At 59.7% G+C, this 22,380-nt stretch carries 20 protein-coding genes; 19 read left to right on the top strand and 1 reads right to left on the bottom strand.

What is annotated here, in order from left to right; translation table 11 throughout:
* The first annotated feature begins 321 nt into the window (after nucleotides 1-321).
* The 10 genes from QZ613_RS21050 to radC all read left to right on the top strand — a co-directional run bounded on the left by QZ613_RS21050 (nucleotide 322) and on the right by radC (nucleotide 12,700).
* Nucleotides 322-1,146: a single-stranded DNA-binding protein gene (locus tag QZ613_RS21050; RefSeq protein ID WP_366144416.1), complete on the top strand. Its 825-nt coding sequence runs from the start codon at nucleotides 322-324 to the stop codon at nucleotides 1,144-1,146.
* Between the two features lie 554 nt (nucleotides 1,147-1,700).
* The gene (locus QZ613_RS02125) at nucleotides 1,701-2,534 is read left to right on the top strand and encodes a PD-(D/E)XK nuclease-like domain-containing protein (protein ID WP_291981383.1); all 834 of its coding nucleotides are present in this window, start codon (nucleotides 1,701-1,703) and stop codon (nucleotides 2,532-2,534) included.
* Between the two features lie 76 nt (nucleotides 2,535-2,610).
* The gene (locus tag QZ613_RS02120) at nucleotides 2,611-3,690 is read left to right on the top strand and encodes a recombinase RecT (RefSeq protein ID WP_291981382.1); all 1,080 of its coding nucleotides are present in this window, start codon (nucleotides 2,611-2,613) and stop codon (nucleotides 3,688-3,690) included.
* 132 nt (nucleotides 3,691-3,822) lie between these two features.
* Nucleotides 3,823-4,041 (top strand): hypothetical protein, encoded by a 219-nt coding sequence (locus QZ613_RS02115; RefSeq protein ID WP_291981380.1) that lies wholly within the window; start codon nucleotides 3,823-3,825, stop codon nucleotides 4,039-4,041.
* A gap of 611 nt (nucleotides 4,042-4,652) precedes the next feature.
* Entirely contained in the window at nucleotides 4,653-7,736 is a 3,084-nt protein-coding gene (locus QZ613_RS02110; protein ID WP_291981378.1) for a TrlF family AAA-like ATPase, read from the top strand.
* Between the two features lie 64 nt (nucleotides 7,737-7,800).
* A complete protein-coding gene (locus tag QZ613_RS02105; RefSeq protein WP_291981376.1) occupies nucleotides 7,801-9,045 on the top strand; it encodes a hypothetical protein in 1,245 nt (414 codons plus the stop codon).
* 702 nt (nucleotides 9,046-9,747) lie between these two features.
* On the top strand, nucleotides 9,748-10,830 hold the full coding sequence (locus tag QZ613_RS02100) for a primase-helicase zinc-binding domain-containing protein (RefSeq protein ID WP_291981374.1): 1,083 nt from the start codon (nucleotides 9,748-9,750) through the stop codon (nucleotides 10,828-10,830).
* Between the two features lie 13 nt (nucleotides 10,831-10,843).
* Nucleotides 10,844-11,110: a hypothetical protein gene (locus tag QZ613_RS02095; protein ID WP_291981373.1), complete on the top strand. Its 267-nt coding sequence runs from the start codon at nucleotides 10,844-10,846 to the stop codon at nucleotides 11,108-11,110.
* A gap of 100 nt (nucleotides 11,111-11,210) precedes the next feature.
* Entirely contained in the window at nucleotides 11,211-12,017 is an 807-nt protein-coding gene (locus QZ613_RS02090; protein ID WP_291981372.1) for a DUF1738 domain-containing protein, read from the top strand.
* A gap of 83 nt (nucleotides 12,018-12,100) precedes the next feature.
* Nucleotides 12,101-12,700: a DNA repair protein RadC gene (radC, locus tag QZ613_RS02085; RefSeq protein WP_291981371.1), complete on the top strand. Its 600-nt coding sequence runs from the start codon at nucleotides 12,101-12,103 to the stop codon at nucleotides 12,698-12,700.
* Between the two features lie 107 nt (nucleotides 12,701-12,807).
* Here the strand turns inward: radC and QZ613_RS02080 are convergent, their stop codons facing one another.
* Nucleotides 12,808-13,452 (bottom strand): LexA family transcriptional regulator, encoded by a 645-nt coding sequence (locus QZ613_RS02080; RefSeq protein WP_291981370.1) that lies wholly within the window; start codon nucleotides 13,450-13,452, stop codon nucleotides 12,808-12,810.
* Nucleotides 13,453-13,532: 80 nt separating this feature from the next.
* Here QZ613_RS02080 and QZ613_RS02075 point away from each other — a divergent pair, with 80 nt between their 5' ends.
* From QZ613_RS02075 to QZ613_RS21030, 9 genes are all read left to right on the top strand, one after another.
* Nucleotides 13,533-13,805: a hypothetical protein gene (locus tag QZ613_RS02075; protein WP_043569162.1), complete on the top strand. Its 273-nt coding sequence runs from the start codon at nucleotides 13,533-13,535 to the stop codon at nucleotides 13,803-13,805.
* Nucleotides 13,806-13,810: 5 nt separating this feature from the next.
* Nucleotides 13,811-14,302, top strand: coding sequence for a FlhC family transcriptional regulator (locus QZ613_RS02070; RefSeq protein ID WP_291981368.1), 492 nt, complete (start codon nucleotides 13,811-13,813; stop codon nucleotides 14,300-14,302).
* An 870-nt stretch (nucleotides 14,303-15,172) separates the two neighbouring features.
* Nucleotides 15,173-18,286 (top strand): anti-phage-associated DUF499 domain-containing protein, encoded by a 3,114-nt coding sequence (locus tag QZ613_RS02065; RefSeq protein WP_291981366.1) that lies wholly within the window; start codon nucleotides 15,173-15,175, stop codon nucleotides 18,284-18,286.
* 32 nt (nucleotides 18,287-18,318) lie between these two features.
* Complete coding sequence (locus QZ613_RS02060) at nucleotides 18,319-18,918, top strand: anti-phage-associated DUF3780 domain-containing protein (RefSeq protein ID WP_291981364.1); 600 nt, start codon at nucleotides 18,319-18,321, stop codon at nucleotides 18,916-18,918.
* Entirely contained in the window at nucleotides 18,915-19,673 is a 759-nt protein-coding gene (locus QZ613_RS02055) for an NYN domain-containing protein (RefSeq protein ID WP_291981362.1), read from the top strand. The genes QZ613_RS02060 and QZ613_RS02055 overlap by 4 nt, the downstream gene beginning before the upstream one ends.
* A 79-nt stretch (nucleotides 19,674-19,752) precedes the next feature.
* A complete protein-coding gene (locus tag QZ613_RS21045; protein WP_366144414.1) occupies nucleotides 19,753-20,133 on the top strand; it encodes a DUF1156 domain-containing protein in 381 nt (126 codons plus the stop codon).
* A 43-nt stretch (nucleotides 20,134-20,176) separates the two neighbouring features.
* Nucleotides 20,177-20,548, top strand: a complete 372-nt coding sequence (locus QZ613_RS21040; RefSeq protein ID WP_366144413.1) for a hypothetical protein — start codon at nucleotides 20,177-20,179, stop codon at nucleotides 20,546-20,548.
* 334 nt (nucleotides 20,549-20,882) lie between these two features.
* Nucleotides 20,883-21,395, top strand: a complete 513-nt coding sequence (locus tag QZ613_RS21035; RefSeq protein WP_366144412.1) for a hypothetical protein — start codon at nucleotides 20,883-20,885, stop codon at nucleotides 21,393-21,395.
* Nucleotides 21,396-21,926: 531 nt separating this feature from the next.
* Complete coding sequence (locus QZ613_RS21030) at nucleotides 21,927-22,298, top strand: hypothetical protein (RefSeq protein WP_366144411.1); 372 nt, start codon at nucleotides 21,927-21,929, stop codon at nucleotides 22,296-22,298.
* Nucleotides 22,299-22,380: the final 82 nt, after the last annotated feature.

Here is a 22,380-nt window from a genome sequence, read left to right as displayed (position 1 = left end):
GGCAGTGAATTGAGCAAGGCCTTCTGCGTCAGGAAGGGCCGGCTGTTGTCCTGCCGGACCGATGGAATGTGCGTCGAATCGTTCCTCTGTCGCTGTGCCATCTGCCGTCTCCCGGAGTAGTCGATCAACGCCAGCGTATCGCTTGCACTGCGAGCGCGACCTTCGAAAAGCGCCCGGAAGCGACGCATTTCAAACTCCTGCGACGACCGTAGCGGCAGAGAATTCAGCTATCTCTCGTTCCGTCTATGACGATCGAAGTGAAGGTAGCTGGCCTTCTTCATAAACAGCATTCTCTCCAACCCCCGGCGGGGTAGCCCCGTCATGGATATGGCGGCGTCCCTGCCTTCCTTGTCAGGAGGCCATATGCCCTCGTTGAACAAAGTTCACCCTCATCGGCCATCTCGGCGCCGACCCCGAGGTTCGCTACACCCAGAGCCGAGAAGCGATCGCCACCGATCCGGATCGCGACCGACGGAGATCAGTAAGGACAAGTCGTCCGGTGAACGCAAGGAAACCACCGAATGGCACCGCGTGATCTTCTTCAACCGTACCGCCGAAGTCGTCGGCGAGTACCTCAGAAGGGCTCCCCGATCTACGTCGAAGGTCCGCATCCATACCCGCAAGTGGCAGGACAGCGCAGGTCAGGATCGCTACTGTCGTCGAGATCATCGCCAGCGAAATGCAGATGCTCGGCGCTCGTCCATCGGCGAAGGACGCCAAAGCATCGGGTTCCGTCCCTCGTCGTGCCGACACGGTCTTCGTCTGATCAGGCAAGCAGTTCAGCCGTCGACGAAGTGCCGGCCATGGAGCAGTTCTGAGCAGGTCGTGACTTCTTTCCCCCACCGGGCGGTCATTCTCCCGGGTCGGGAGCCGACCGTCCTCCACCTCAGGAGGTTTGCTCATGGAACGTGTCATTCTCGTCCTCGCCATGCTGGCAGGGCTTCACTTGCTTCTGTCGTTTCTCCGTTGCTCGCAGCACAAGGCCTCAAAGGCTTCGTGAACCGTAGACCCGAAGCGACGGCAGCGTCAGAACCGGTGAAGGTCACCGAGCACCCATTGGCAGCAATACGACCGACCGGCTTACCAGCGCCGGACCGGGATCGACATCTGATCCCGCCAAGAGCGGTGAGGCTTCGTTTGAAGTGATCGCCTGAACGCTCATCCCCCTGCGGGGCATCGCCTCCGCATCAGGGGAGGGATGCCCTTTATTTCTTATGGAGGCATCTCATGGCACTCGTTCTTCTTTCTTGCTGCATCACCGGCTGGATCATCAGCCGTCCGATTGTTCGCGCGCTGGGGCTCTGAACATGGCTTTCGACCCCGCACACGATCAAGTCGTGCAATCCAACTGCGCTTCTCGTTCGGCTTTTCTCGGTGCTCTCGATGAATCGTGCCTGCGATCTCCACCAGAGACTTCAGGCAGGACGCACCGACCCGGAAACCCGCGAGTTGCTCCGACGGGCTCTGGCCCTTTCGAAGCAAGAACAAGCAGCGAACTGAACCACGCCCCGGCTTGCCGGGGCTTTCCCGAGTGCGTTTCCAAAGCGCCCTCCGGAAAGCAGCCTTTGATCGAGCGATTCTTCGCCCGAGCAAGTCGCGGTAGCTGGCCGCACGAAACAAACAGCATTTTCATCCACCCAGCCGGGGAGGCCCTCTCCGGAAGGGGCTGGTGACTCCGGCTTTTTTCTTCTGGAGGCACCATGGACGTCAGACATCCTGGCCTGCTGCGCATGCCGGCCAAGCAATACCACGCGGATCAATCGATCGGCCATTCGGGAATCATCAAGCTGCTCAAGAGCCCCGCGCATCTGCGCGAAGCCCTCGATCATCCGTCGCCACCCACGCCGGCGATGGCGTTTGGGTCCGCGGTTCACACCCACGTCCTCGAACCGGATCGTTTTTCCGAAGAGTTCGCGGTGGTCGAGAAGTTTGATCGCCGCACCAAGGAAGGCAAGGAAGCCGCCGCCCGCTTCGAACAGGAGAATCAGGGCAAAACCCTGATCACTTCTGACGACCTGGCGACATTGACCCGAGTGCGCGCCGCCGTTCACGCGCACGAGGGGGCGGCTCGCCTGTTCACGCAGGGAGAAGCCGAGCTGTCGGCGTTCTGGACAGACCCGCTCACTGGGATCTCCTGTCGCTGTCGTCCGGACTGGTTCAACGGGACGGCCGTGGTGGATCTCAAGAGCTGTGTCGATGCCAGCAGCCGCGGCTTTTCTCGCGCCATCGCCAACCTCGGCTACGACATTCAAGCGGCGTTCTACGTTGATGGAATGAAAGCCGTGACCGGCACGGAGCTGCCCTTTCTCTTCGTCGCCGTCGAGAAAGAGGCTCCCCATGCCGTGGCGCTTTACCGGGCTGACCCCGAAATCATCGAGGTCGGTCGCAAGAAGTACCGGGCAGCACTCCAGCTTCTGAAGTGGTGCCAGGATGCAGGAAGCTGGCCGGCTTACCAGCCCGGGGGTGAGATCGAATTGATCTCGCTACCGCGTTGGGCAGCCAACACCGACGCTTTCGAGTTCGACGCCGCCTGATCGGCGGCCATTCTTAGTTTATCAACCCCGGCGGGGAGACCAGTCCCCGCTCCGGGAGGCATGGTGTCTCCGCCATTTGTATTTGGAGGAAACCATGTCTCAAACCTTGCATAACATCCAGAGCGCCCGTCAGGGAAAACCGACCAGCGTGGTGTCGTTTCCAGCGATGTTGGAGCGATTCAAGGGCGAAATCGCCCGTGCGCTGCCCAAGCATCTGAGTCCGGACCGCATGGCGCGGATCGCACTGACTGCGTTTCGGATGAATCCGACGCTGTCTGAAGCGGATCCGCGCAGTGTCTTCGCGGCGGTCATCCAGTCCAGCCAGCTCGGTCTGGAAATCGGTCTGATGGGTGAAGCGTACCTCGTGCCAATGGGTAGCCAGTGCCAATTGATTCTCGGCTATCAGGGGCTCGTAAAACTTGCGCGCAACAGTGGCAGCGTGCAGGACATCTATGCGCACGAAGTGCGGATCAACGACAAGTTCGACATCGTCTTGGGCCTCAACCGTTCCTTGATACACGAGCCGTTGAAGAAGAACGGCTTCCCGGCGTCCGACGACGAGCGCGGAGCGATCGCCGGTTTCTATGCGGTGGCGGTGTTTAACGATGGTTCACGCACCTTCCACGCCTTGTCGAAGGAGCAGGTCGAGTGGGTACGTGACCACTCCCGCGGTTACCAGATGGCGAAGAAGAACCGAAAGGAGACTCCGTGGGACACGCATTTCGTCCCGATGGGCCTCAAGACGGCCATTCGCCGCCTGTGCAATCTGCTGCCGAAATCGCCGGAGCTGGCCATGGCACTGGCCATGGACGAACTCAACGAACGCGGTAAAACCCAGAATATCGGGATGGCCGAGGCGATCGATGGCTCCTGGGCCCCGATCATCGACGACGAGTCGAGCGACGCGAAGGCCCAAGAGACGAGGGCGGGCGACCAGAAGTCCGGTCGTGAAAGTGGCAAACCGCCGCTCGATGTGCTCCTCACCAGCATCAGCCAGGCAGCATCCGTTGATGACCTCGACGAACGCTACGCCAAAGCTGAAGACGCCGCCGACGACGGCGATCTTGAGCAGTTGCTTCGCGCCTATCGCAGTCGTAAGGCGGCGTTGACCGACACGGCTTCACCGGTCAGTGCGATTGTCGGCGTAGCGAAATGAGCGCCCCGCGAGGAAGTGATCGCGGTGTCTCTATCCATGGCCGATGGCCCGAGGCCACGACAAACGGCTGCGGTCCGCACCGAGCGAGCAGAAGCCCCTGGCGAAGGCTACCCGTGGTCTGACGATGACCTCGTGATACTCCACAGGCGCCTGCTGCACAAGTCGCTGCGCGCTCTGTTCGATTCGAGGGTCTGCGCCACCACACGGGTGGAGATCCTCGACTGGCTGCTGTCCCCGAAGGATTGCTCGAACGCCTTCTCGTACCACGCGTGCTGCGCGCTTTCTGGCCTCGATCCCGAAGTGATTCGGGATCGAGTGCTGGAGCGTTATCGGCGACGCGATTCCCTATAAACCTCCGGCGGCAACGCCGGGCTTTCCCCAGAGGGTTGACGCAGCCCTTTGCGGAAAGCGCATCTTGGCGTTGGCGCCGGCGGGCCGGTGGAATTCTACGTGCTGCCGCGAGGTGGTGCGCCCCAGGGTTGCATTTCGGGACGGACATGGCTCAGGCGAGAGCCCTTGCCTGACACGATCTGACGACAGACCGAGCTGCGGGCGGGCGGTGGACACAAGTAGCCAGGACTCTGCAGCCTATGGTTGCCGCGGGTCGGCAAGAGCTGTTCGAAGTGCTGCGACGTCAATTGTGACGCGAACGTCCGCTATGCCGCGTAAAGAAGACGGGTGTGCGGTCGGCTCCAATGACTCCTCTTCGGCCAGAGCGGTCATTAGGCTTGCCTGCGCCAATGACCGGAAACAGCCGGTCAGCTGTCACTCAGGCGGCTGTGGTGTCGGCGGAGTTCCAATTAATGCGCAGTGAAACCAGCCCAAAGAAGGTACGAGCTGCCACGGCCTCGGTCTCAGTGGTGCTACGCTCGGGCTATTAAATCCGGCCTTCCCCATTGAAGGGCGAGATGCGAGGATAATATGATGCTTAATTCTGAGAAGGTCATGGAGATGAACTGAAAATGAATACGCGCGGTTCTACCTGGCGGAAGTGGGACTTGCACGTCCACACGCCAGCGTCAATTGTACACAATTATCCGGGGACGGAAGAAGAGGCCTGGGAGGCGTTCTTGCTCGATCTTGAAGCCCTACCGCCTGACTTCAAGGTCATTGGCATCAATGACTACATCTTCATCGACGGCTACGAACGTGTGCGCAAAGCAAAGCTCGAGCAAGGCCGGCTGAGAAATATTGATCTCGTTTTGCCGGTGATCGAGCTACGCCTGGACAAGTTTGCTGGCGTGGTCAAGAAGGACAAGGATGGTAGCTACTCCCAATCGGGCTGGAACCGCATCAATCTGCATGTCGTTTTCGACTCACTGGAGCCCGAGGTCATCCGGCAGCAATTCATCGGCTCTTTGACTCCCAGCTACCAACTGATCCCCGACTCCAATAATTGGAACGGCAAATGGAAGGGTGTCATTACCCGAGACAGCTTGTCCGAACTCGGGCAAATGATCATCGACTCGGCGCCGGCAGATAAGAAAGCCGACTACGCTCCACCACTGCGTGAGGGATTTAACAACCTCTGCGTTAGCTTAGAAAAGGTCATCGAAGCACTCGACCGGCACTACCTAGCCGACAAATACTTAATTGCAGTCGGCAAGACAGAATGGGACAACTTGAAATGGGATGACCAATCCATCGCCGAAAAGCGCAACATCATCAACCAGGCCGCCTTGGTATTCACCGCCGCAGCCAACCCTGCCGCTTACGATGCCGCGAGAAAGAAACTTTTGGGATCGAGTGTCAAGGCCACCCTTCTGGATTGCTCCGACGCCCACGCCTTGAGCAGTTCCGACGACAAAGACCGCATCGGCAACTGCTTCACTTGGATCAAAGCCGATCCGACCTTTGACGGCCTAGTGCAGGCCATCACCGAATTCGACGACCGGGTATTCATTGGCGACACGCCGCCCAAGCGGCTTTTGGTTGAAACCAACCGCACCAAATACGCCTCCAGAATCCGTGTCAGCAGCAAACCCGGAAACACTCTGACAGATCCTTGGTTCAATGTTGACATGCCGCTGAGCCACGACTTGGTCGCCATAATCGGCAACAAGGGCAGCGGGAAGAGCGCGATGGCCGACATTGCGGGCTTGGCTGGCGACACCAAAAATTTCAAGAGCTTTTCGTTTCTGAACGACAAGCGCTTCCGCAACCCGCGGAACAAGCTCGCTCAGCACTTTGTCGGTGCGCTGGGCTGGCACGATTGCACTGAGTCGGAGCGGCAGCTCGATCAAGACCCATCAGAGACCAGCGTGGAGCGAGTGAAGTATCTGCCGCAAAGCTATCTTGAAACGCTGTGCAACGAGCTCGGCGATGGCGGCTCTGCAACGTTCGACGCCGAACTGCGCAAGATCATCTACACACACGTCCCGGAAGAGGCGCGCCTGGGCTACAACTCGATGGATGATCTTCTCAATTTCAAGGTCGCTGAGATCGACAGCGCACGCGATCAGTTGCTCAAAGAAATCTCTAAGGCCAACGCCGAGATTTTGGAAACAGAACGGTGCCTTACTCAAGAGTACAAACAGACCCTCCAAGAGCAGCTCGACGCCAAGGCAGCCGAGTTAACTGCCCTCGAAGGCTCAAAGCCCGCTCAGGTCGAGGACCCGACTGCGTCGGACGTAGCAAAGGAAGATTCCAAAGCCACGACGGAGAAGATTCAAGCTCTGGAAGAAGAGCTCAAGAAACTGCGCGATGAAGAAAGGCAACTACGCGAGAAAAAGGCCACGGAGGCAAAGCGACAGGCAGTCTTGGTCAGGGTTGCGCAGGCTATCGCCAACCACAAGAAGGCCCACGACCAGTTTATGTCCGACTTGGCCCCGATGCTGGCTGAAGTTGGTGCGGATCTGACAGCTTCCGAGCTGGTCGACCTAAGGATCGACATGACAAAGATCGACGCAGTCAGCAAAAAAGTGAAAGATTCGGTCACGAACATCGACGCAGCACTCGTCAACCAAGAACCCGCAGGCCTCAACAAAAGGCGCGAAGCTATCGAAGCTGCCGTGGCAGACATCAAGAGCAAACTTGACGAGAAGCAGCGCCTGTTCATCATCTTCAAAGAGCAGATCGCGAAGTGGGAGCAGGCCAAGGAAGCGCTTGTAGGCAGCAAGGACAAGGCACAGTCGATTGAATGGTTCAAGGCGGAAATCGAATCACTGGGCGCCCTTCCGGCCAAGCTCGCTGGGCTTCGGGCCAGACGCGTGGAGGTCGCCAAGATAGTCCACGAACAGATCGTAAAGACGGTGGATGAATACCGCCGACTGTATGAGCCCGTGCAGGAGTTCGTTAAATCTGCGGCCAAAATGGATATGCACCTGCCGTTGGACTTCGACGTCCGCATCGAAGAGTCCAACTTCCAAGAGCAGTTCTTGCCACGCATCAACCGCCAAGCACGCGGCAGCTTTTCTGGCGTGGACGAAAGCAACCAGGTTATGCGCGGTTTGTTGAAGGAGGCCAACTTCGGGGACGTAGACTCCACTCTGAAATTCCTCGCCACCATCGACAACATGCTTCACTTCGACTGCCGCGAAGCAGGTGGCGGCCGCGAAACAAAAATCGCCGACCAACTCCGGCGTGGTGGCGATCCTCAGGAAATCTTCGACCACGTCTACGGTATGAGCTATCTCTCGCCGCGGTATTCGCTCACGTTCGATCAACAAGAAATCAGCCAGCTCTCGCCAGGCGAGCGAGGTCTGCTACTGCTGGTCTTTTACCTCCTAGTGGACAAAGACGATATCCCGATCATCATTGACCAGCCAGAGGAGAACCTTGACAACCAGACTATCTTCAAGGTTCTGGTTAAGTGCATCAAGGCGGCCAAGCAGAGGCGTCAAGTCATCATGGTGACCCACAACCCAAACCTCGCCGTCGTGTGTGACGCAGAGCAAATCATCTGCGCCACACACGATAAGGCGACAAACACCTTCAGCTACGTCGCTGGCGCTATCGAGTCGCCAGTCATCAAAGCTAGGGTCGTTGAAATTCTTGAAGGTACTGAGCCAGCTTTCAAGAATCGCAAGCGGAAGTACGGCTTGTGAAAGTTCTCAAAATCAGTGGGTCATGATTATGGATAGCTCGCGCTAAAGAATCGAAGGGAGACACATGTTTGGCAGCATCGACAAAAGTAAGGGACTGCTGTTCGTAACCCATGATCTAGACCACTCGCTGCGAAGCACGATCCAGAAGATCCACCAAGAGGTCGAGATGCTGGACGAAAACCGACTGCTCAACACCGCTCCTGACGACCTCAAGCGGTACCTCATCGAGAAGTACAGCGTCACGCCGATAACGCTGCTGCGCGATCAGTGGTACGCCGACTACCTGGATGCGCCGGTCGATGTGCGGCATGACCGGATGCGCTGGATTGACGACAGGAGCCGTCCGGCGATGGTCGCGGGTGAGCGCGTCGAGGTACGCATCCCGTTCAAGGGTGAGTCGGAACTGTTCTACACGAAGGCCAACACCTTCACGATGAACCCTCCACGCGCAGTCATTGAACGAAACGAACTAGTGCTGCGCTACGACTCACCTGCGGATCAACCCCAGGACATCCGGCCTCTGGTGGATCAGGCACTTGCCGACATCGAGCAGCACCTAGGATGGCAACGGGGAATGATCGACGCCCACAACAGCAGTCTGCCGGGTGTGGCGGAACAAGCGATCCAGCAGCGGCGCGAGCGGCTGCTGGCACAGTCACGACGCGCTGCGGCCCTCGGCATACCAATCAGACGACGCGACGACGCACCGAAGACCTACGCGGTGCCAACCGTCCGTAAGAAGGCGGCTCCGTCGCTGCCACCAGTAAGCTCGGCGCGGTTCGTGCCGGAGCCTGCTTGGGCGATGGAGCAGTACGAGCAGGCGCTCAAGATCGTGCAGGACATGGCGCTCGTTATGGAGCGCAGCCCCAATGCTTTCAAGACGATGGACGAAGAAGCGCTGCGACAGCACTTCCTCGTGCAGCTGAATGGCCAGTTCGAAGGCAAAGCAACGGGCGAGACTTTCAACATGGCCGGCAAGACCGATATCCTGTTGCGCGAACGTGGGCGTAACGTGTTCATCGCCGAGTGCAAATTCTGGAAGGGACCGAAAGCATTCGGCGAGGCGATCGAGCAGCTTCTTGGCTACGCCACTTGGCGCGACAGCAAGACGGCGATCCTGGTGTTTAACCGCGGCACGGAGACATCAACGGTACTCGCCGGTATCGATGCCACAGTCAAGGCGCACGCCAACTTCAAGCGCGCCGTGAACTGGCCGCACGAGAGCGGCTTCCGATATGTGCTGCACGTCAACAGCGACAAGAACCGGGAGCTGATCGTTACAGTGCTCGCGTTTCATGTCCCCCAGTGACGTTCCCCTCAGCTGGTCTGGGTCTGGGGGTCTGCAGTTCAAGGCCCAACGGCAGGTAAGTATTGCATTGATGACCTAATCAGTTAGCCAATCGAATGGCAGCTTTGGCCGACGACCAGACGTAGAGCGCCGCGTTCCGAATGCCCGCTTCAAAGCAAACACCCGACGCTGATTGTGGTCGCTCGCGCCGCCAAATTCCGCCGCCAATTTTTGCCGCCAAATTCGTGCGGTTTTACGCCGCCGCTAGCGCCGCTCCGTGGTGCTGGCAAAGCGAGGCCGTTGGAAATCGCTTTCAACCACGCAGTTCGTCCTCACGCACCGAGACGCCCTGTCGAATTCGATCCTGTCAGGACGCATTTCGCCCGCCGTAGACCGAAGTGCCTGCGTAACATCGTAGCTGTTTCCTCCCCTGCAGCACTTCCCCCGGCCGCCGTGCCGGGGCTTTTCGGAGGGGGTTCGGTGAGCCTCCTGCGAACAGCCCATTGAGTTTCGATCCCGCACCGTAAGGCGCAGGATGGATGTGTGGTAGCTGGCCACGAGAAAACAAACAGCATCATGACCCCGCCGGGGAAGCGTATCCCGGCAGGGCTACCTTCATGCCGCGCGGAACGTTCCAACCGGCCTTGCCGTGGCCTTCCCCAGGATCCCGGCATGGGGTGCTTCGGAAGGTCCCGTCCGGGACATTCCATGGAGGCACCTGCAATGAAACAGGCTTATCAAACGCAGAGCGTCAAGGAGGACGCACGCGGGCGCTGGGAGCGGGTTCTACCCGATCTGGCGCCGGCGTTGAAAGAGGCTGTGGAGCGGCGAGGGAAGCATGTCCCTTGTCCGGTCCATGGTGGTCGGGATGGCTTTCGGGTTTTTCCTGACGTCGATCAAACCGGCGGCGGCGTCTGCAACACCTGCGGGTTTTTTGCCGACGGCTTGTCTTTGCTGATGTGGGTCAACGACTGGGATTTCAGTCGCACGATCCGCGAAGTGGCCGAGCATGTCGGCGGCAAGTCCGTCAGCAGCACGCACAGGCAATGGCCGTCGGTCGCAAGTGGTACGTCCGACGATGCCACCCGCAGCGAACACCTTAATCGCACGTGGCGGGAATCCGTCCCGCTGACGCACCCGCAAGCCGAGCCGGCACGTCTTTACCTGGCGCGGCGCGGTCTGTCGGCAACGGCACCCCAAACCCTGCGCTTTCATCCCGCGCTGGGTTACTACGCCGATCGGTGTCTCGTGGGGCGCCATCCAGCCATCCTCGCCCAGGTCACCGGGCAGGGGGGCGATGCAGTGACTCTCCATCGCACCTACCTGACGGTTGATGGCCACAAGGCGTCGGTCGACGCGCCCAAGAAGCTGATGCGCCATCCCTCGGCGCGACAGCTGACCGGCGGCGCCATTCGGTTGATTGCTCCCGGGAGTCGCCTGGCGGTGTCCGAGGGCATCGAAACCGCGCTTGCCGTCATCGAAGCCACCGGTCTGCCCGCCTGGGCGACCGGAAATGCCCATCTTCTGGAAACCTTTGTTCCTCCTCCAGGAGTGCGCCAGGTCCTGGTCTTCGCCGACAAGGACCGGCCGTCGCGACAGCACCCGTCCGGACACGGACAGGAAGCGGCGAGGGCATTGGTGACTCGGCTCTGGGCCATGGGGATTCAAGCCGGTGCGATTGCGCCAGCACTTGCGATTCCCGACGGCCAAAAAGGGGTCGATTGGCTCGACGTGTTCAATCTCGCAGGGAAAGCAGGTTTTCCCACGCTCGGCAGCGTCGATAAGGCGCTGACCCGGGCCGCCTGACGAGGAGGTGACCATGTACGGCGTCATCGACTTCGGCCGGATCACTACCCGGCCAGGCGGTTTCGGGCCTTTCGCACCGCCAGTCGGATGGCAGGGCGACTACCGGCAATACCTGCAAACCCGCTTCGATGGGGACATCGGTGTGCGACAACAGATCCTCGTCGTCGGCCGAATCCTCGTTCGTCAACCGGACGGTACACGCGCCAGCTTTCTCGGCCCGCATGCCGCCGAGGCACGGAAATTCGCCCTTTCCGCGCGCTTCTCGATCAGGGGCAAGTAACGCAGCAGACTTTCCCGGCCTTGGCCGGTTTTTCCATCCCACGGGGAGTGTATCGCTCCCCGACGGGGACGGTGCCTTCCCGTTTTTCACTGGAGGCACCATGTACGACAAATTCGCACCCCTTCTCGAACAGGCTCTCACCGAGCCCGGGATTGTCAGTCAGGCTTTCCGCCGGTTTCACCGCTTCAGCGTCGGCAACCAGATCCTGGCGGCCGTCCAGCTCCGTCAAAAGTGCCTGCCCCTGTCGCCCATCGCGAGCTTCAGTCGCTGGAAAGCCCTGGGTCGATCCGTCTGCAAGGGACAGAAAGCACTCTCGCTGTGGATGCCGATCACCGTCAAACGTCGCGGCACGAACGCGGTTTCTGACGACTCCGGCGATCCCGGCGGCAGCGAAGAGGTATTTACGCGCTTCAAACTGGCGCCGCGCTGGTTCAGCCTGGAGCAGACCGAAGGTGAAGCCTACGCCGAGCCTGTCGAATCGCCCCATTGGGATGCCGAAGCGGCTTTGGCCGCGCTGGACATCACCCAGGAGCACTTCGATTACCTGGACGGCAACGTCGAGGGCTATGCGGTTCAGCGCCGCATCGCGGTCAGTCAGTTGGCCGAGCATCCCCACTCGACGCGTTTTCACGAGATGGCTCACGTCGTTCTCGGGCACACCCTGGAAGGCGACTGCCATGACGCCCCGTCGACGCCAAGAAGTGTTCGCGAAGCCGAGGCCGAAGGCGTGGCCTTTCTCCTGTGCTCGATCCTCGAGTTGCCAGGCCGGGATGAGTCGCGAGGTTATATCCAGTCGTGGCTCAAAAACGGTCAGCTCCCGGAAAGGTCGGCACAGCGGATCTTCAGCGCCAGCCAGAAAATTCTCGAAGCCGGCAGACCCGTTAGCCAGCCAACCGTAACGCATTAAGCCGCAATCTTTGAACCCCGCGGGGCGCGCATCGTCCCGCAAGGGGAGGGTGCCGCCCCGTTTTTCTATTGGAGGCACCCCAGATGATCCATTCAAGCAACCGCGAACTCCTTTCGATCGTGCTCGGCGACGAGGCAGCATTGCTCGCCACCCGCTCGCTGGCCGAGCTTTTCGGGCTGCGCGCGCCTCGGCAGACCACGGCCCTTGGCACGGCACAAGAGCTTCTTCCCTATGCCGTGCCCGATCGACTGATGGCGGCCCGGGAACTCCTTCGGCGCGCCCTGGCGGAAGAGCTTGCGGAATCCGCTATCAGCGTGTCTTCACCGGCGGCGGTTGGCGATTACCTGCGTCTGTTTCTCGGCGGGCAGGAGTACGAGAGTTTCGTCGCGCTGTGGCTCGATGGGCAGAACCGGCTGATCGCCGGGATCGAGCTCTTTCGCGGGACGGTGACCCAGACGTCGGTCTATCCCAGGGAAGTCGTCAAGGCCGGCCTGAGGCTGAACGCCAGTGCCGTCATCCTGGCGCACAACCATCCCTCGGGGCATCCCGAGCCGTCACGCGCCGACGAGCTGCTGACCAGCGAGCTCAAGAACGCCTTGGCGCTCGTCGACATCCGGGTGCTCGACCACTTCATCGTGGCCGATAGCGCGGTTATGTCCTTCGCAGAGCGGGGGCTGATCTGACAAAAAAATACCCGCCACCTCGGCGGGTATTTTTTTGTCGGCAGCAGGCCGGCGATGAACGGCCGAATGTAATTGCTAATTACAAGGCTGTTTGATGAACGTAATGATCAGCGAAGCCGACCGGAGAAGACCACCGTGCCGCGAACAACGGCGTCGTCTGGCAGACGCATGATCGGTGTCGGCCAGTTGGGATTGAGCGTCTGAAGAAAACGGCCTTCCGGCGTGAGCACCAGCCGTCGGAAGAGGGGGGTTTCGCCATGGAGCACCACGACATCCTTACCGTGCGCCGCGGGAACGCGCGGGTCGACGAAGAGAATCTCGCCTTCGCGGTAGCCATCATTTCCATTCATCGCCTCGCCGAGCACCGGGAGGGCGAAAGTCTCGTCGCTGTGCTCAACGGGGCAGGCCAGCCACGCACTCTGACCGCCGTCTCCCGATGAGTCGGTGGGCAAGAGCTGTTCCCACCTCAGCACCGGCACCACGCCACTGGCGAGCATGTGGGCTGAGATCGGCTCCCGGCCAGCCAACTGATCCGGCGTGACGCCGAGCTCGGCGGCGAGCTTTTCGAGCGTGTCCTGCCGCGGATTCTTGGCCTTCGAGCGCTCCCTGAGAATCCGGTTGATGGCCGGCTGAGAGACACCGGAACGATGGGCCAACTCGGTCTGAGTCAGGCGATGTTTGCTCATCAGCGCTTCAAGGATTTCTGCCACCGGGTTTCCGCTGGCGGCTGCTGTGGAGTCGATATTCATCATAGATCATCCGATTTGTGGTTGTGCTATGCTTTAAGTGTAATATATAATGCGTGCATGTGGCAACTTCTTGATTGTCTATCATGGAAAAGCGCGACGTACTCAAAATCAACAGGCAGTTCCTGTTGCTCACGCGCCAGCTGGCGCGGGAGGGAAGGGCGGCAGAGATCATGACCGGCTTACCCCGTGCCGTGATCGAGAAGGTGGCCTCGCTCGACATGGACGAAATCGACGAGCTGGCGGAGACGGTCCCCGTGTCGCTCTACACCTTCCGATTGACGGACTCGGCGCTTGAGCGGCTGTTGCAGATGCCCAGGGACGCAAAAAGCACTTACGCCGAAGCGACCCTGCTCTAACGGTCATGTCGGCGCTGCTTGCCCTTGATGAGTTGGAAAACAGCCGGGTGGCCCACGAGCTGATCCGTTTGCGGCTCCGCGTGCCGATCGTTCATTACCTGACGAGCATCCATCCGAAGCCGCTGCGCATGCGCTGGCGGCAGGTCCACGGTGAAAGTCCGCACAACGGGAAGCTGCCGGACTCTGTCAGACCCTTCATCACCAACCCAATGATGCTGGCCAAGCTCTCCAGTTTCGTCGCTCTCTACAACCGTCTTGACGAGGGGGATGGCCGGTCGGTCACCGCAGCGATGCTGTTGTCGGCGTGGGAAGTGCATGGTCGTGTCGGCAGCGCTGGCCTGGACATCAATGCCGCGTGGTACGCGATCAGGGATGTGCGATCGAGGATCGTCGGCTGGGAGCGGTGTGCAAGGTGCCAGGCCATGTACATCTACGAGCCGAACGTGTCGCATGCGCGATCGTGCCCGTTTTGTCGGTTGGCGAGGGCACGCTGCTGAGGCTTTCTCTTCAAGGTAAAGCATCGGGTGGGTGAGGGTGATGTCGCGGCAGGTTTCCGCATCCGGGGCTGCTCTCGGCAAGACATAGCGCAGTCAACAGCCTCGCGGCGGCAGGCGGCGATCAGGTCGGGAAGCGCAGGACTCGTTTTCGGGCGTCACCACAAAATGGGCCGACACCCTCGGACGAGGGCTGGTCCTCCAACGGTGTTGGCACTGCTTGGGGTCAGCAATTGAACCGAAGGCGAAGCGTGCATCGGGGCATCTCGTCGGAAAACGGTACCAAGAGTTCGAATCCCCGGCGTCCCGCCAGGAACGTCGCAGCATAGCTCTGCGACAAAAAACGAACACCCCGCTGAACGCCATGTTCCGCGGGGTTTTTCGTTTATACCTGTTGACCTCGCCTACCCTACAAACGTCATTTCTGGCCGATTTCGGCGTCTTGCGGGCCATTTCTCTCGAAACCTCGTGACTTCGCGATTTTAGTGCAGAACTTTTAAGCCGTTGTTTTTGCTTGATAAACTGCCACGGGCCAACGGGGAATTTTCCGACGTTCGTCTTGGTTCAGACAGGTACGCCAACGCGAAATTTCTGGTTGGTGACGGGTCGAGACCGGGCGGATCGCGGTCATTACTGAGACACCCTCCGATGCGCCGCTAATGACGTGGGCGTGAATTTAAGGCAAGATTGATTCGTTGTCTTTTGCGGATGAGTGATGGTCTGCGTCATTCTCTCCCGCAGTACCGAAGGCCCGCAGCCATAGGCATCCTAGATGGGTAACATCTCTCGGTTTTGATCGAGGAAGAGACCCGCCTTAACGAAAGGCAACCGCACGTTCAGGGGACGTGTGCAACGGTAAGCTAGGGGAGTGAAGTGCTCGGAACCGTTCGTGACGCCTGCAAAATCCATCCGATGGTCAACGACTACCGGATGACCGAGGCTATAGAGAATCTCTCGGATTTGATCCACAAAGAGGGTAACGGGCCGGAGTTCTTCGCCCGCAACTATGTCACCCAAGGCATGGACACGCTGTTCCGTGAAGGCCTGTTGCGGCTTGCCGGGCGGTCTGACCAAGCGGCTTTTGAGCTGGCTCAAGCCATGGGTGGCGGCAAGACGCATCTCATGGTGGCCCTCGGCTTGCTGGCAAAGCATCCAGACCTGCGGACGACCGTACTGCCCGCCGAGCTGGCGGAGCGTCTTGACTTCGGACCTGCCCGAGTTGCCGCCTTCAACGGACGCAATGATCCAGAGCATTACATATGGGGCGAAATCGGCGAGCAACTCGGCCGGGCCGACCTTGTGCGCCCGTACTGGATCGATGGCCCCCGAGGTATCGACGAGAAGAAGTGGCTGGAGATCATCGGCGACGAGCCGACCCTGATCTTGCTCGACGAGCTGCCGCCCTATCTGCTTAACGCCGATACCCGCTCCGTAGGTAAAGGTTCCCTGGCCGATCTGGTGACCTACACCATCAGCAACCTGTTGACCGCAGCGATCAAGCTGCCTCGTTGCTGCATCGTCATCGCCAACCTGTCGGGCAGCTATGAGGCCCAGACCAAGGACGTGGCGAGAATCATGTCCAACCTCCAGCAGGAGTCACGACGCCAGGCCCAGACCATTACCCCCGTCCAACTAGCAGGCAACGAGATTTACGAGATCCTGAAGAAGCGCTTGTTTACAGAATTGCCAGATAGCGCGTTGATCGAGTCAGTGGCCGAGGCGTTCGCCGAACAGGTCAAGGCCGCGGAGGATGGAGGCTACATCACCGCCCGAGCGATGGAGGAGGTCGCCGAAGAGGTCCGCGAGACCTACCCCTTCCACCCGTCGTTCAAGAACCTGGTGGCGCTGTTCAGGGAGAACGAGGGCTTTCGCCAGACACGCGGTCTGATGCAATTTACGGCTCGCCTGCTGCGCAGTGTCTGGAACCGTGAGGCCAACGACGTCTTCCTGATTGGCACCCAGCACCTTGATCTCAACGACGCGGAAGTGCGCGACGAGATCCAGCGCGTGAATCCTGCGCTGCTCAACGCCATGGTCAACGACATCGCTGACCACGGCAACGCCCGTGCTGAAGAGATTGACGACGGTCTGGGCAGCGATGCCGCGACTCAGGTCGCCAAGATTGTGCTCTCCGCGTCACTGTCCCGCGCCGTCGGCGCCCACACCGGGCTGACGCAAGCCGAGATTATCGAATACCTGGCTGCTCCCTACCGCAAAGCCGACGAGTTCCTTGCAGGCCTCGACCGCCTGCGCGACCGCGCCTGGTATCTGCATCGCGAGGGCGAGGCCTTCTTCTTCAAAGAGACCGAGAACCTGGGGCGGCGCATCGAACGCGACGCCAAGCAGATCCCCGCACCAAAATTGGAGCAGGCGCTGATCAATCGCCTCACCGGGCTTTTTCAGGCGCAAGGAAAGTCCAAAGCAGCGTATCAGGAAGTCCAGATCATGCCGCGTTTGGACGACGTGCGGCTATCCGGTTCCCGCGTACTGCTGGTGGTGCAACCGGATGGGCGCACTCCGCCGGAGGCGATCCGCAATTTCTTCGAGTTCCAGCAGGAAAAAAACAACGTCCTGATTCTGTCGGGCCACGACAGCCACCTCGCGAACGAGGTCGAGGCACGGCTGCGCGAACTCTACGCTGTCGAAAAAATCCACGACAAACTCAAATCGGGTGACAGCTTGTACGATGAAGCCCGCGACAAGCTTGAAGAATTGTCCGAGCGATTCACCAAGGGTGTCTCCGGCGCGTACAACCGGCTATTCTTCCCAGGCGGCGATGGTGAACTGGTCATGGCCACCATCGACAATGGCCTGAGTTTCGGTGAGGGCGAACATTCCGCCGAGTCACAGATCGAAAAGCTGTTGGCCAGCGGGCGCTGCGACAACAAGCTCGCCCTCGATATGCCCGAGAATTTGCCAAACTATTGGGCCATGGCCGAGACCTACCTTTGGCCCGCCAAGGACCGTCGTGTCCCCTGGCGCGATCTGCTCATGCGTGCAAAGACGGACCCCACTTGGCCGTGGATGCCAGGCGCGCGCGGGCTGGAGATGCTTCGTGACGAGGCACTCAAGCAAGGCCGCTGGCGCCAAAGCCCCGAGGGCCACATCGAAAAGGGACCATTTCCCGCAGAGAAGACCTCTGTGAACATCACTCCGCTCGGGACTAACCGCGAGACCGGCGAGACCAGTCTGTCGCTTACCCCTCGCAACGCCGGCGACAGTCCAGTCGTTTACGTCGCCAACACAGCCACTGTTTCCGAACGGGATCAACAGATCCAGGATCTGGAGGACTACCGCACTACCGAGGCGACGCTTTACTTCATCGCTGTGGACAGCGCACGCAGGCACCAGGTCGGCGAACCGAGCCGCTGGACCGCGGACATCACTGTCCGCCACGAGGTCCACAAGGTCGCGGACGCCCGCAAGGTCGAGCTTCGCGCCACCCCCGCCGCGGAGATTCGCTACGCGCTCGATGGTACCAACCCCAAGGAGGGCACCGTCTATGCGCAGCCGTTCCTGGTGCCTGCCAAGGGTTGCACCATCCTGATCGCGGCTAGGGCAGGAGAGGTGGAGAAAAGCGCCAAGATCCAGATACCCTCCGACGGCGACAACCGCGTAGTCATCGACGACCGGAAACCCGCGCGCCTTGCCGACAGCAAACGCGTCTCGATCGATACAACCGACAAAGTGTTCGGCTTCATTCAGCGCTTCAAGGATCGAACAGACACCTTGCTGTGTGGGGTTCAGATCATTCTCGGCGAGGGCGAAAATGCCGTTCAAGTTCGCTTCAACGAGCGCAGGTTGACCGCCGCCGCTATTGAAACGGCTATCCGAGGACTCCGCCAAGCCCTGGGGGACGAACAGGCCGCGGTCCAGATCCTGATCAAGGGGGGTGTTTCCTTTGGCGACGGTTTTTCGCTCAAGGAATTCGCCGAAGTGGCCGGCATCGGAATCAATGCCGGTGACGTGATCCAGGATCTCGCTTGACGGCCGGGTGCGATGCCAGACGACCTCATACCATGTCCATAACCACAGCGAAGCCTGCTCCTTTCGCGCACCGCACTCTGGGTTTCGGTGTGCCAGCGACCTCCGACCCGCATCATTTCGTCGTCCACATTCCGCGCGGCAACGCAGCGCCCGTGCTTATCCGAGAGCACTTGGGAATGGGCGCCGCCGAGACCGTCCGGGAACAGTGCATTGACCGCGTGGTGCTGGAGCGACACCGCTGGACCTCTATCCGTGCAGAAGTGCAGCGTGCCTTCAACGCGCGGCTCAAGGAGCACAACCTGGCCACTGGCACCTGGAAAGTCGGCGACACGATGATCGACCGTCTGCTTGGCAAGGAGCTTTGCGTCCTGGTTTGGGCCATCGAGCGGCTGGACCCTGAGAAAATACGCATTGCCGTGCGCAACTGGCTCGCGTTGCGCCCGGAGGAACGGTGGTGGCTGTTCGGCATGACGGCCATCGCTACCGGCGGTATCGGCGACGCGGACAAGGGCTGGCGAATCGCACTGCGCTACGCGCTTGGCGACGTGGCCCAAAACGAGTTGCGCCAATCACTCACCCTCAAGCGCGCCGTTGGAGAGAACTCCTCTTCGTTGCCACTGTTCGACGCATGAACAATGCCCTGCCTGATGAGAGCACCCAACTCGGAGCCCCCGAAGTCGTCGGGGTCTGTTCGGCCTTGGTCGCCCTGTACGTCGACGCCGACAACCAGTCTCCGCAGTGCGCCAAGGCAGTGCTGAGCTTACTTCGGTCGGATCTCGACGCCCGGGTCGTCAGTGCCACCATTGCAGGGAACAATCACGGTCAGCAGGTTGACTGCTGGCGCGACGACCTGGTCTCTGTGTTCCCCGATCTCCTAGTGCACGCGCTGACTGTGCCGCACCGCAAGCAGGGGGCGGACGTCGCCCTTCTGATGGCGTTGGGCGCGGGGCTAGAGCGACATCTGCGTGAGCGCGAACTGGTGGTGATTGTTTCCCGGGACGATCTGGTGATCGGTGCCGCTGAGCAGGCCAAGGCGTATGGCTGCAGGACCCTGATCGCCTACGTCGACAGCGAGATTCCGACGGCGCGCAACCCACATCTGACCACGCTGCTTCTCCCAGCTATCGCGAAACCTCTCACAGCTAACCTCCCGGGTCCAGCGGCAAGCCCGGCAGCTAAGGCGCCCGATGGCACGGTCACATCGGTGCTCGCACAACTACGCGGCATGTGCACGCAAACGCCCGGTGGTGGTGGGTACGCGGCGACGGATGTGGGCCAAGCCTTGTCGAAGCTGGGCTACGACAAGGCTGCGCGGGCACGTTTCCTGGCTTCCGTGCCTGGTCTGGTCAAACGCGGCACGGGGACGAACACGGTCCTTGTCTTCTGAGCCGGTGTACACGTTCGAAGTCGCACGAAACCACGTGCCGTCACAAGATTTCCACGTACTTGGAAGGTAGAAGCTCACGATGCCGCTGCTCCCGCTTGAACAGACGCCACCCCCTGCTACGTCCGCCGCAGGCGCAGCCCTCCAACCCTTCGCCCTCAAGGACGCTCCGGCCCTGATCGAGGCAGTCTTTCCAGCTCAGAAGATCTCGTTCGAGGCCCAGCGGGAGCGAAAGGCGGGCGCGGGCCAGACGCTGACGGCGCTCGGCTCCTACTGGAAGGGCCGGAAGCCGTTGATCTTGGTGCGCGCTATCCTCCTGGGCAGCCTGTTGCCGCAGACCGATGATCCGGAAAAGGACCTGGAGGTCTTCGAGAAGCTGATGGCCTTCGACGAGGGCAGTCTGGCGCGGCGGGCACTCGATAAGAAACGCATTCAAGCCAATCCAGATTGCCAAAACTCTTGAGTTACAGGACCCGTGGAAGTACTTCACCTACAAGATCGAGGCCATGGGTCTGAGCCCGGGAGAAGTTAATCATTGGCTCTTTCCACTTGATCCTGAAAACAATGGTATCGCCATCAGGTGGCGCAAGACAGCCACCGACGAGATGAAGCTGAGGCTTTACGGCAGGATGCTTGAAACGCTCGGGACCTATGAAGAACGCGCAGGTCTCTGCAAGCGCCCGGAGGAAATGGATCAGACCACCCTCTATGCGCCGATCTGGCCGACCGTGAACACCCACCTTGGCCATCTAGGCGTTGCTGCATATTCCCACCAGGAACTTATTGAGCAGTTGGGCATGTTGCGCTACGGTCACCGGCCACGCGTTGGCGACACCTTCTGCGGTGGCGGCTCCATTCCTTCGAGGCGGCGCGCCTAGGCTGCGACGTCTATGCGTCGGACCTGAACCCGATTGCCTGCATGTTGACGTGGGGTGCGTTTAACATCATGGCGCTTCCCCAGAAAAACGTACCGAAATCGAACGGGCACAGCGGGAGGTGGCCGAGGCGCTGGACCGGGAAATCACGGACCTCAGGATCGAGCATGATAGCCATGGAAATCGGCGAAGGCGTACCTTTATTGTCTTGAAACTCGTTGCCCCGAAACAGGCTGGATGATACCAATGTCGTGGATCTTGGGTTATCTCTAGAACATGGAATGTCATAGCAAGGCTGATCCCCGATCACAGGAGTAAGCGCTTCGAAATTGAAGTTGTGGCCGGTGTTACGGCTGCGGAGATCGAGGCTGCTGATGTTGGCACGGTGCGAGATGGGAATCTGGTCTACGATCTCGACGGTAAGACTTACCGCACGCCAGTAAAAACCTTGCGCGGTGATTATAAAAACTCAGATGCCAATACCGCCAACCATTTGCGCCTCTGGGACAAGCGAGATTTTATACCGCATCCGGATGACATCTTTCATGAACGGTTATACTGCATTCAGTGGATCACGAAAGAATCTCTGGGTAGTTCGAGAAAAGAAACATTCTTTTCGGCTGTAATCAACGAGGATTTCGAACGTGAAGAGATCGTCGAATCCATAGTGGCTAGGAACATAGCCACATGGCAGGAAGAGGGTTACATTCCTGAAATGGAGATTGAGGTCGGAGGTCCGCCCAGATATCAAGGACGAGATCTCATAATTGCGCGAGGCTGGTCATGCTGGCACCATCTTTTTAACCCGCGCCAGCTACTCCAATTCGCCTTAATAAAAAAATTGGAGTAGCTAAAGGAAACCTTCTTGCACTCGGCTTCAGTTCGGCACTCAGCTGGAACTCTCGACTTTGTTCTTGGGATAGTTCAGACAAGGGTCGTGAGGGACCGAAAAATGTCTTTACAAACCAAGCCCTGAATACGATTTATAATTACGGGTGCCGTAGCTCTTATTCATTGCATCGGTTCGCGTTTCCAGATTATCCGGAATCGGAGGTTCCGCGTATAAGCTCAAATGTAAAGTCGATTCCATCCTGGGATCTGGAGACAGTATGTACGAACTGGATAACAGACCCCCCTTACGCAGATGCCGTGATGTACCACGAGATCACGGAGTTCTTCATCGCTTGGCTTAGAAAGAACCCGCCGCCTCCCTTCAATGAATGGACATGGGACTCGCGCCGCGACCTCGCCATAAAGGGCTCTGGCGATGACTTCCGCAGCGCCATGGTGGGTGCCTATAAGGCCATGACTGAGCATATGCCTGACAACGGCATGCAGTGTGTAATGTTCAACCCATCAGGACACTGGGGTCTGGTCGGACATGGTGAGCATCTTCTGGGCCTCTGGGCTCCAGGTAGTCGGGGCCTGGTACATCGCCACCGAAACGACTTCCGAACTCAAGAAGGGAGGCTATGTGCAAGGCACAGTGATCCTGATGTGCGCAAGCGCTCAACCGGTGACCGCCCCGGCTTCAAGCAGCGCATCCTCCCCGAGGTCAAGCGTGAAGTGGGCCGCCCAGATCAAGCAAATGCTGCATCTGAATACCGAGACCGAGGCCAAGATGGGCTCACCGGTGTTTAATGACTCGGACCTGCAAATGGCCGGCTATGCGGCAGCGCTCAAGGTGCTAACCGGATACACCAGCATTGGTGGCGAGGACGTGACCGCATTCGCCCTACGCCCCCCGACGTAAGGGCGAAACGACCGTCGTCGATGAGATCGTCGAACAGGCAGCCGAGACAGCCAACGGCCTTCTGGTTCCGGACGGACTCGAT

Origin of the sequence: Candidatus Accumulibacter sp. ACC005 (assembly GCF_907163215.1) — a bacterium.
GTDB classification, from domain to species: domain Bacteria; phylum Pseudomonadota; class Gammaproteobacteria; order Burkholderiales; family Rhodocyclaceae; genus Accumulibacter; species Accumulibacter regalis.
The sequence above is the reverse complement of the archived record's forward strand: the minus strand, read 5'-3'. Positions and strand labels throughout refer to the sequence as shown.